Annotated in this window: 1 protein-coding gene; it reads right to left on the bottom strand. The window is 73.4% G+C overall.

Features of this window, described 5'->3' with window-relative positions; translation table 11 throughout:
- Positions 1-256: hypothetical protein (locus FJ658_RS16495; protein ID WP_219995798.1), on the bottom strand; the 256-nt coding region annotated here is incomplete at both ends.

The raw sequence follows: 256 nt of genomic DNA, 5'->3' as shown, positions 1-256 counted from the left end.
CCGGAGCCGATCGGGTGCGTGCGAAGCGCCCCACCGGGGCCGGCAGCGAGTACACCCCGCCCACCCTGCCGAGCAGCTCCCCCAGCAGCACGCTCGCCGTGATCGAGATCGCGATGAGCAGCAGCACCGCGATCGCGGCGGGGACCAGATCCGTCGGCACCACCCAGGCGAGCAGCGACACGACGAGCACGTGGGTGACGTAGATCGGCAGCGTGCGCTGCCCGAGGTAGCCCACCGCACGGGCCGCGGGACCCCA

The organism is Schumannella sp. 10F1B-5-1, from assembly GCF_006517535.1.
Classification (GTDB): domain Bacteria; phylum Actinomycetota; class Actinomycetes; order Actinomycetales; family Microbacteriaceae; genus Schumannella.
This window is presented reverse-complemented; position numbering and strand designations above follow the sequence as displayed.